The organism is Paenibacillus agri (genome assembly GCF_013359945.1).
Lineage (GTDB): Bacteria > Bacillota > Bacilli > Paenibacillales > Paenibacillaceae > Paenibacillus_AQ > Paenibacillus_AQ agri.
The window spans coordinates 54,240-63,885 of the sequence record NZ_JABWCS010000189.1; the positions used below are offsets into that span (position 1 = coordinate 54,240).

The 9,646-nt window shown below is 46.0% G+C and carries 13 protein-coding genes and 2 pseudogenes; all 15 read left to right on the forward strand.

All coding sequences use genetic code 11. From position 1 onward, the window contains the following. Positions 1 to 14: 14 nt before the first annotated feature. The 15 genes and pseudogenes from HPT30_RS04380 (at position 15) to HPT30_RS04450 (ending at position 9,074) form a co-directional block, all read left to right on the forward strand. Entirely contained in the window at positions 15 to 392 is a 378-nt protein-coding gene (locus HPT30_RS04380) for a 1,4-dihydroxy-6-naphthoate synthase (RefSeq protein ID WP_175370261.1), read from the forward strand. Between the two features lie 172 nt (positions 393 to 564). Next, the gene (locus tag HPT30_RS04385; RefSeq protein ID WP_175370262.1) at positions 565 to 1,029 is read left to right on the forward strand and encodes a hypothetical protein; all 465 of its coding nucleotides are present in this window, start codon (positions 565 to 567) and stop codon (positions 1,027 to 1,029) included. Positions 1,030 to 1,033: 4 nt separating this feature from the next. Beyond that, positions 1,034 to 1,198 (forward strand): hypothetical protein, encoded by a 165-nt coding sequence (locus HPT30_RS04390; protein WP_175370263.1) that lies wholly within the window; start codon positions 1,034 to 1,036, stop codon positions 1,196 to 1,198. A gap of 124 nt (positions 1,199 to 1,322) precedes the next feature. Further along, the gene (locus HPT30_RS04395) at positions 1,323 to 1,508 is read left to right on the forward strand and encodes a hypothetical protein (protein ID WP_175370264.1); all 186 of its coding nucleotides are present in this window, start codon (positions 1,323 to 1,325) and stop codon (positions 1,506 to 1,508) included. A gap of 108 nt (positions 1,509 to 1,616) precedes the next feature. Further along, positions 1,617 to 2,117, forward strand: a complete 501-nt coding sequence (locus HPT30_RS04400) for an HGGxSTG domain-containing protein (protein ID WP_175370265.1) — start codon at positions 1,617 to 1,619, stop codon at positions 2,115 to 2,117. A gap of 187 nt (positions 2,118 to 2,304) precedes the next feature. Continuing rightward, positions 2,305 to 2,490 (forward strand): annotated as a pseudogene (locus HPT30_RS30345) (recombinase family protein); the annotation flags it as partial. Between the two features lie 6 nt (positions 2,491 to 2,496). After that, positions 2,497 to 2,856: pseudogene (locus HPT30_RS04410) on the forward strand (transposase); the annotation flags it as partial. A 111-nt stretch (positions 2,857 to 2,967) separates the two neighbouring features. Next, positions 2,968 to 3,264, forward strand: a complete 297-nt coding sequence (locus HPT30_RS04415) for a hypothetical protein (RefSeq protein WP_246316927.1) — start codon at positions 2,968 to 2,970, stop codon at positions 3,262 to 3,264. 15 nt (positions 3,265 to 3,279) lie between these two features. Further along, positions 3,280 to 3,543 carry a DUF7674 family protein gene (locus HPT30_RS04420; protein WP_246316928.1) on the forward strand — a complete coding sequence of 88 codons (264 nt, stop codon included), beginning with the start codon at positions 3,280 to 3,282 and terminating at the stop codon, positions 3,541 to 3,543. Positions 3,544 to 4,088: 545 nt separating this feature from the next. Continuing rightward, positions 4,089 to 4,301, forward strand: coding sequence for a hypothetical protein (locus tag HPT30_RS04425; protein ID WP_175370266.1), 213 nt, complete (start codon positions 4,089 to 4,091; stop codon positions 4,299 to 4,301). A gap of 9 nt (positions 4,302 to 4,310) precedes the next feature. Beyond that, on the forward strand, positions 4,311 to 4,943 hold the full coding sequence (locus HPT30_RS04430) for a hypothetical protein (RefSeq protein ID WP_175370267.1): 633 nt from the start codon (positions 4,311 to 4,313) through the stop codon (positions 4,941 to 4,943). After that, positions 4,940 to 5,167 carry a hypothetical protein gene (locus HPT30_RS04435; protein WP_175370268.1) on the forward strand — a complete coding sequence of 76 codons (228 nt, stop codon included), beginning with the start codon at positions 4,940 to 4,942 and terminating at the stop codon, positions 5,165 to 5,167. The genes HPT30_RS04430 and HPT30_RS04435 overlap by 4 nt, the downstream gene beginning before the upstream one ends. A gap of 353 nt (positions 5,168 to 5,520) precedes the next feature. Then, a complete protein-coding gene (locus HPT30_RS04440; protein ID WP_175370269.1) occupies positions 5,521 to 7,155 on the forward strand; it encodes a type 2 periplasmic-binding domain-containing protein in 1,635 nt (544 codons plus the stop codon). Between the two features lie 70 nt (positions 7,156 to 7,225). Next, entirely contained in the window at positions 7,226 to 8,182 is a 957-nt protein-coding gene (locus tag HPT30_RS04445; RefSeq protein ID WP_175370270.1) for an ABC transporter permease, read from the forward strand. Positions 8,183 to 8,192: 10 nt separating this feature from the next. After that, on the forward strand, positions 8,193 to 9,074 hold the full coding sequence (locus HPT30_RS04450; protein WP_175370271.1) for a carbohydrate ABC transporter permease: 882 nt from the start codon (positions 8,193 to 8,195) through the stop codon (positions 9,072 to 9,074). The last annotated feature ends 572 nt before the right edge of the window (positions 9,075 to 9,646 follow it).

The window sequence follows — 9,646 nt, forward strand, 5'->3', positions numbered from 1 at the left end:
CTGAGGTGATTTCATTGGAAGAAAAATATGATTTATTTACTAAAATTTTCGTGGATAGCGATGTCGATAAAGGGATGTTGCTAGATACAGTCTCAAACATTGTTATAGGTACTATTAGCGGTTCAAGTATATTGACGAAGCAAGCTGAAATATTTATTTTTAATAATGGTGATTTCGATGAAGACAAAAGAAATCAAGGGGATGATGGCTTTCTATATTACAAGTACTACCTTGAAATTGAACCAACAGAAGATGCGGATGACCGTAACTATGTATTAGAAATATCTATTTTGCTGACAAAGTTATGGAATGCTGAGTTTAAAGCGATAGCATCGTGCGATTTTGAAGACTTGCTACCAAGAAAAGGTGGTTATAATTTTGATGAGCGTTAAAGATTAAAACTTGCGGGTTTACAGCCCCAACAACAAGATCGTACAATACAACCAACAAACCAAACACTAAACAATTCAAACACTTGATAAACTTTCAAAAGCTCTTTCCCACTTGAACCATGAGTAGGAAGGGGCTTTTTTGCATGCCCAAAATCAAAGGAGGACGAAACGAATGGCAAAAGAAGTACAGGCAGTAGCAGAGGGAACAGGATTAATTGCACAGGCACAAGCAGAGTATGAAGCGATTAGGGTACAAATTGCGGAGCATTACCAGCAAGCCAGAGAGTTAAGAAACCAAGCGGATAAGCTGGAACAGTCAGGACGAACCGACGCACAGGTGATGACAGAAGTAAATCAGTTGCTTGACCAAGCAAAAAGATTGACCTCATTCGCAGATCAGCTAGACGATCATGAGAGGTTAGAAGCGATTCAAAACATGAATGAACTTGAAATTGAAGCATATGTGTTGAAGGAGAAGAGTGCCTATAACGAAAATATGTTGGCTCGACAACAAACAGAGCTTGAAAAAGTGAAGGAAGAAGCAGTAGCAATGATACGACGAGCAGAAGAAGAAATGAAGGAAACATCAAGATGCTTGGCTGTTCAAAAGAAAAGGTTAGCTGAACTGGAGGGATAAGCTAATGAAGTCATTGAGTCCGGAAGCATTGGAAGTACGCCGAGAATACAGAAAACAATACGAACGTGAGTATCGGCGCAAATGGCGGCAAAAACCTGAAAACAGAGAGAAGCAAAGAGAGTACGAGCGCAGATACTGGGAACGTAAGGCACAGGAATCCAAAGCATAGCATACGCAGCCCAACGCTCATAGGCTGAGAACCGATTCAGATGTACAACCAAGGACATTTTACCGGAGCAGACACGAAACCACGAGAGCAACCAAATACGACAGTCGAAGGAGGAAATAGCACAATGACAAAACATGAAGAATTCTTATGGGAACTGCTACTTCACGAGATCGAAACGAAAGCTGAACTTACACATATGTACTTCGACTGCTTTACGTTCATTGCTCAAACAGAACAGCTTGAGGCATTTCAGTTGCATAAGAAACTGAGAGCAGAGAGTAGGAAAGCATTAGAAGAATCGGATGAGTAAAAATGTTAAGCATGTTGTGAAAATGGATAGATCAACAGCTTGGAGGCAAGATGCCCTCCCCCTGGTCAGGGAAACGAACCCCATGAAATGAGGTTAGGGGTGAAAAGAATGGAAAAACATCCATGCGGAGCAAAGACAAGGAGCGGTGAACCTTGCAAGAGGAAGGCATTAGCGAATGGTCGCTGCCGATTGCACGGAGGGAAATCAACCGGACCGAAAGACCCGGCAAAGCTCAAGGGCAACAAAAACGCCTTGAAGCACGGACTGTACGAAACGATCTGGCTAGATACGCTAACGGAGGAAGAGCGAGAATTGTACCATCAGGTTTCAACCGACCCGAATGTACAGGTGGATAGCGAGTATCGGCTTTCAGAGTTACGCATTAGGCGAATGCTTCAACGTATTCAGCAGGAGGAACAGAAGGACAAGCCTGACCCTGCCGAGATCAGAGCGATGGAAGATGCGATCACCAAAGTGCAGATGAATGTCGCGGCACTGATTCGGGAGAGCGGTAAGCTCAGGGATATGCAGAAGCAGAAGAGTGACGGATCGTTAGACCAGTTGGTGGAGATTCTGGAGCAAGCCAGAAAAGACAGGTTGCAACGATGAAGACAGGAGCAGACAGAGCATTCGCTTTGTTTCGCTCCTTTTTACTAGCGCAGAAGTTATAGCATTTAAAAATGAATGTAAAAATGCCTTACCACGATCACGGTTAACGAGCGGCGAAAAGGATAAAGAGGGTTGTAAATGCCTTCCGTAAGGTCGTATGGTGTTACAAAAAACAGGAGGCATTTACATGAAGGAAACGAAGGTCAAGAAATGGGTGGGCTATGTGCGTATCTCCTCGGACAGTCAGATGGAGAACACATCCATTAGTGAACAGGTCAGGCAGATTGAAGCGTTTTGCGTAAGTCAGGGCTGGCAACTGGCAGCGATCTTCAAGGATGAAGGTATAAGTGGCAATACCAAGGAACGTGAAGGCTATCAGGAAATAGGCGACATACACCGCTTCGCTAGTGCAGATAAGCTGGCTCGTTTTGCTGGAATCGCTCCTGTGAAAATGGGTTCCGGCGGCAAGCACGTCAACCTGAAAAGCAGACAAGGTAATCGAGTGTTGCATGGATTGTTTTACAATCTGGCTGTCCAGCAAGTGCAAGTTTCAAAAGGCAGCAAAAAGCCACGCAATCTGCTCTTTTACGAATACTTCAACCGCAAGAAAGAAGAAGGCAAAACGCCAACACAAGCCTTGGTCTGTGTAATGCGACGTTTAGTCAATATCATCTATGGCATGATGAAGCACAAAACAGCGTTCCGTCTCCCCGAGCAAACTGAAAAACAAGCAAGCTGACAGGTGGTATCGCTAGTATATCTAGCAACCACCGTTACTTTTCAATAGATTAGCTTTACAACATAGGGGACGGGTAAAACTGTAAATGAAGTTACTAATCTTTTAGACAAAATGCCCGAACTTACTGGTTCTACTAGAGAAAAATTGTTATCTGCTGTTCAAAATGGAGATTTAAGAAAAATAGTAAATGAACTTTATAGACCAGGTGCAACAGTTGGAGATGGCGGAACTGCTTCTGTACTAAGAAAAGAGTTTTACGAGGGCTCTTCAACGCATCTACAAAAAGCAAAGGACCGGGTAAAGCAGTTAAATGATCTAGCGAAATCCGGGAAACTTGGTCTTAATGACTTAGATATACTTGATGCTTTAAGAGATGATTTAGGGAATGCAATAAGACTGTTTAAATAGAGGAGTTAAGTGGTTATGAATAAAAAATCGGAAGAATTCTTGAGAATAATGTTAGATTTCTTACCGTCAGCTGACGATGCGTATAGAAAATCAATCGCGAATTATGGCGAGGTGCTAGAAACTATCATAATTGAGGACATCTTCATGCCTGAAATAATTAAACTATTAAGTGAGGAAAGAAACATCAATTTGTTAGAAAGTATTTTTAAATATTTTGAAGAAGTATCTAATGACGAAGATGCTCACTTAAAGAACATTTTTTTACGGTATTGGAAATAATTGGTAATTATAGATCGATTCTAGGGACTGCACAGAAATACATGGGAACTAGAATGATACAACTTCAAATAGAAGCTGATAGAGCATTAGGTAGAATCTAGTCAGCAAAGACTTATAAGATATTGACGGTTATCCAATGGATAACCGTCTTGCTTTATTCCGAGGCAGAGGGGGCCAGTGCCGAATGAACTCATTATTCAACCAATAACACATCTAACCCATATAATACCCGTATAAAGATTTCTTGAATTTGTTGTACGGACATCAACGAGTCCATGCTTGAATTTGTAACCTAAATAACGCTATGCCGATACATCGAACAGGGATTATGGTTAGTTACCACCATAGTTGACTGTTTTTTGTTAGCTTCGTTTTCTACGGTTTTTTCTAAAATCCATCGCAACTAATCAGAAGGATAGACCCACTTTTATAATGTCAGGACGTAACTGAATATTCTACAACGGGAAGGTCATTTGTTAAAGGCTAGCCACTTCTGCTCTCTAATAACGCCCGAGATTCATCAAAAATTCGGGAGGGGGCGGCACATGAAGGGGGTCACTGTATCCATTGACCGCATTGTCATTGACTTCATAGGCGTTCATTGGGACTTCTTTAATGAGTTCGATAAACCTATATGCCACTTCTACGGGGTCAGAATGACGGTGGGGGAAAGAGGATTTCAATATCGCATTAGAATCAATACAGGAGAACACTTCCTGTACCCCTCCTACAAGTTGATTTATGCTCCGAGAACATAGAAGAATACGTTGAGGATTGAAGTCTACCCGAAATCGCTAATCTACTTCCGTCAATGGCTCGAACAAATTCGAGACTATGCTAAGCGGGTGCTGTTCGTGCGATGCGATGTTGCTTATGAGATTCCTGCCCCTATTCAGGACGTATTCACGATGTCTAAGACGGGTCGAAAGCTACGACTATTCAAAGGAACTCGTTATTACAACGGGAAGCATCAGCGTCAGGAGGATGGCTATTGTCGGGCATATGACAAGAAGCGGGAGTTATTGGAGAAAGGGCAGCAGAACATCAAGGGGGAACGAACGAGGATGGAGATTGTTTATACACCAAAGGAGAAGCTAACGCTTTCTACGTTGGTTCAGCACCCGCTGCAGTTTAGCAGCAAGTATCTATGTACAGTTCTGATGGACTTATTCAAATTTACTCGGAAAGTGCAGGGGGTTGTTGAAGGAATACAGCAGGGAACGCTGCTACCACAGAAGACGGCACTCTATTACCGTCAGAAGATTCAAGAACAAAGGAACATGCAGGATTTGATTGACTTGAATGTACTTGCGGCAGAGCAATGGCAGGAAGCAATAACGCTTCCCTGCGCTAGTACGGTTAATAGTACGTTATTATGGTCGAGGATTATTTTCATATGAAATTAAAGATTCGCTTAAAAGAAATACTTGCTGAGTATCTGTCGCTCCCTGGTCGCTTCATCGAAGTAGGTGAAGGAATACTTGAACACATCATTTGCCCCCAGCGAGGCAGGAATGGTGTGTTCATATTGGCCGGTTGCGGCATTTTTGAGTACGGCGACATTGTGCTATGCGCCGGTCTGACCACCACTGGTAACCGTGTAATGCACATCAAGGAATCTTAGCGTGAGACCGGTTTGGAAACAGATATTGCCTGTGTTGCCGAACTTGCTAAGGCCCGTTGCCTAATCACCTGCTGTTGAAACATTGTTAGCGTGGAGCAGAAGAAGCGCCATAAGCGCCAGAAGAACATTATAATTTTTTTTACCAGAATATTTTTGAAAAATATGGTTTCTGAAGTTGTGTGTATTTGCTGGATCCCCGATTTTGCCCATTCTATTTCACAAATCATCCATCGACCCGGCTCAAAATCACCATCCGAATTCATTTTTTGACCATATCGCCAGCCCTCCATATTCATTATTCTGTGGAAGAGATGCATCTCACCACCATAACCTAAAGTAGCGGAGGTCATGTAATGAAAAAATGGTTATCTTCTGTGCTGGTTCTCATGATGCTGGGGACGTCGCTGGCCGCGTGTTCTTCCAAAGAAGAGACGGCAACGAACAGCAAAAACACAGAGTCAACGAATGATACGGAAACAAGCAGTAAAGCAGTGACCTATCCCATCAAGACAGACAAGAAGCTCACCTATTGGGGAGAAATCAACGGCAACTTAATCGGGGTTGCAGCGACGCATGAAGATGTTCCTTTTTTTAGAGATTGGCAAAAGCAAACCGGAGTACCGCTTAAGTTTACCGCCCCGCCGACCGGACAGGTGAAGGAAGCACTGAACGTGATGCTGGCTTCCGGTGATTTGCCGGATATGATTGAATACAACTTTTTGGGCGACTTTCCAGGGGGGCCTGAGAAAGCGATTAACGACGGATACATTCTGAAGCTGAACGATCTGATCGACAAGCACGCACCGAATCTGAAGAAATATCTGCAGGACAATCCAGATGTGGACAAAATGGTGAAGACCGACAGCGGCAGTTATTATGCCTTCCCGTTCGTACGTGGTGACGATTTCCTGCGGGTGTTCCAGGGACCGATTATCCGCCAGGACTGGCTGGATGAACTGGGTCTGCCGGTACCAGAAACCATCGACGACTGGACGAAGACACTGACAGCGTTCAAGGAGAAGAAAGGCGCCAAAGCACCTTTTGCAGTCGTAAGCAAACCACGGTTCTTCAATGAATCCGGAAACGGTGCTTTCTTGGGCGCCTTCGGCGTGACGCGTGGCTTCTATCAGGAGGATGGCAAGATTAAGTTTGGTCCTTCTGAAAGCGGATTCAAAGAATACCTGAAGCTGTTCCGTCAGTGGTATGCCGATGGCCTGATCGACAAGAACATTGCAACCGCCGATTCCAAGGCCTTGGACGGCAACATGGCCTCAGGTGCAACCGGTGCATCCGTAGGTAATGCGGGCGGCGGGATTGGCAAATGGCAGCCGCTAGTGGAGGGTAATGACCCGAAAGCCGTGCTGGTGGCTGCACCTTATCCGGTCTTGAACAAGGGAGAAACACCGAAGTTTGGTCAAAAGCATCAGGCGTACGCTTCTGAAGGAACGGTCGCTATCTCGACCTCTGCCAAGGATCCTGTCCTGGCTGTGGAAATGCTGGATTACGGCTATAGCGAGGAAGGCCGGCTGTTCTTTAACTTTGGGACGGAAGGCGTCAGCTATAACATGGAAGACGGTTATCCGAAATATACCGATCTGCTGATGAAGAATCCTGACAAGCTGGCTCCGGCACAGGCCATTTCGATGTATGCCCGCGGCAGCTATAACGGTCCTTTCATTCAGGACAAACGGTATGCCGAGCAATTTTTTGCCCTGCAAACTCAGCGTGATGCAGTAGGCATCTGGAAGAACACGGACGCAGCCAAATACAGCCTGCCGCCGATCACACCGACACCAGAGGAAAGCTCCGAATACGCAACGATCATGAATGATATCAACACGCTGGTGGATGAGATGACGCTGAAGATTATTTTGGGTCAGGAGCCGATTGATCAGTACGAGAGCTATGTGAACAAAATGAATTCGCTACATCTGGACCGCGCTATTGCGATTCAGCAAGCCGCGCTGGATCGTTACAAAGCACGTTAAGATCATCAGGATAAGAAGGAGGGGGCGTGCCTGCCCTCTCTCTCAAATTGGATAGAGGTGAGACAGCCATATGGCAAAAACACAACCCGCAGTGGGCAAGCAAGCGCTGGGATCTGCTGCAAGCACTAACCGTTTTATCCGCGACTTCCGGATCAATAAGTATCTCTATCTCATGATGATTCCTGTGGTCGCATATTATCTGATCTTCCACTATGCCCCGATGTACGGGGCGCTCATCGCCTTTAAGGAATATTCCCCTATGAAGGGGATTCTGGGCAGCGATTGGGTCGGACTAAAGCATTTTCAAGATTTTTTCAACAGCTATTATTTCTGGCGTATATTGAAAAATACAATCGTCATCAGCCTGTATTCACTGATCTTTGAGTTTCCCGCACCGATCATCCTGGCGCTTCTGATCAACGAGGTGCGCAGCAAATCCTTCAAGCGGGTAGCGCAGACGATTACCTATATGCCTTATTTTATTTCACTCGTGGTCATTTGCGGGATTATTACCGACTTCACGAATGCAGACGGCATTATCAACACTTTGTTCACTTATTTCGGCTATGACGGTCAGGCCATGCTGCAAAAGCCGGAGCTGTTCCGGCCCATCTATATCCTGTCAGAGATCTGGCAGCGGATCGGCTGGGAGTCGATTATTTATATCGCAGCACTGATGAGCATCGATGTGGAGCAGTATGAAGCGGCCCGTATGGACGGTGCCAGCCGGCTGAAGCAGATGTTTTACATCACGTTGCCGGGGATTCTGCCGACCATCTCCATCATGCTCATTCTGCGAATGGGCAACCTGCTCAATGTCGGCTTCGAGAAAATCATTCTGCTCTACAACCCGATCACGTACGAGACGGCCGATGTCATATCGTCCTTTGTCTACCGGAAGGGTCTGCTTGAATTCGGCTGGAGCTACAGCTCTGCCGTAGGTTTATTTAATTCAGTGATCAATCTGGCGCTGCTGGTTACCGCGAATTATGTAAGCCGCAAAGTGAACAAAAACAGCTTGTGGTGAGGTGAAACCCATGAAGGAAGAAAGCTCTATTTTCGATAAAATTTTTTATGCAGGCATCTATGTATTTCTGACTTTTCTTGTTGTGGTCACACTGTACCCGCTGCTGTACGTGCTGTTCGCCTCCTTTAGCGACTCCGCGCAGCTGATGGTACATAAGGGTATTCTGTGGCGGCCGCTCGGTATTAATTTTGATGCGTATAAAAGTGTACTGGCCAACTCCGGCATCCTGACCGGTTACCGCAATACGATGTTCATCGTGGTGGCCGGCCTTGCCGTTAACCTCGTTATGACCGCGCTGGGCGCTTATGTACTGTCCCGCAAAAACGTGCTGTGGAATAATGCCTTCATGGTGCTGATTATTTTTACGATGTTTTTTAATGGCGGATTGATTCCATTGTATCTTGTCGTCAAAGGGGTGGGGCTGCTGGATTCGCTCTGGTCAACCATCATTCCTTTTGCCATCAGCACGTTCAACCTGATCATTATGCGCACGGCCTTTATGGGCATTCCTGACAGTTTGGAGGAGTCGGCCAAAATCGACGGGGCGAACCATTTCACCATCCTGTTCCGGATTATTATTCCACTTTCCATGCCGGTCATCGCCGTGATGATTCTGTATTATGCGGTAGATAAATGGAATGGCTGGTTTTATGCCTCCGTATTTATCAAGAGCCGGGAGCTGTACCCATTGCAGCTGGTACTGAGGGAAATCCTGATCGCCAACTCCACGGACAGCATGTCCGCCGGAGCCAGCGCCGGAGACCGTCAGCAGATCGGCGAGACGATCAAATACGCGACGATAATGGTGGCTACGATCCCGATTCTATGTGTATATCCGTTTGTACAGCGCTTTTTCGTCAAGGGGGTTATGGTGGGCTCGCTGAAGGGATAAGTGGAGGCGGGGAGTTGGCGATAGTAAAGTGGGATAGGCAAGGAAGGTAAGAACGACAAGGTAAGGAAAGAGAGAAAAGGAAGATAAGGAAGGCATGAAAGCTGTGCACCCGAGTTGTGCCTAACCTACTCGATCAGCGCCTAAGTTACTCAAGCTGTTCCGAAGTTACGATCTGAGTCCAAGCTACTCAAGCTGCTCTGAAGCTACTCGATCAGCACCTAAGTTACTCAAGCTGTTCCGAAGCTACTCGATCAGCGCCCAAGTTACTCAAGCTGCTCCGAAGCTACTCGATCAGCGCCCAAGTTACTCAAGCTGCTCCGCAGCTACTCGATCAGCGCCCAAGTTACCCAAGCTGCTCCGAAGCTACTCGATCAGCGCCTAAGTTACTCAAGCTGTTCCGAAGTTACGATCTGAGTCCAAGCTACTCAAGCTGCTCCGAAGCTACGATCAGCGCCCAAGTTACTCAAGCTGCTCCGAAGCTACTCGATCAGCGCCCAAGTTACTCAAGCTGCTCCGAAGCTACGATCAGCGCCCAAGTTACTCAAGCTGCTCCGAAGCTACTCGATCAGCGC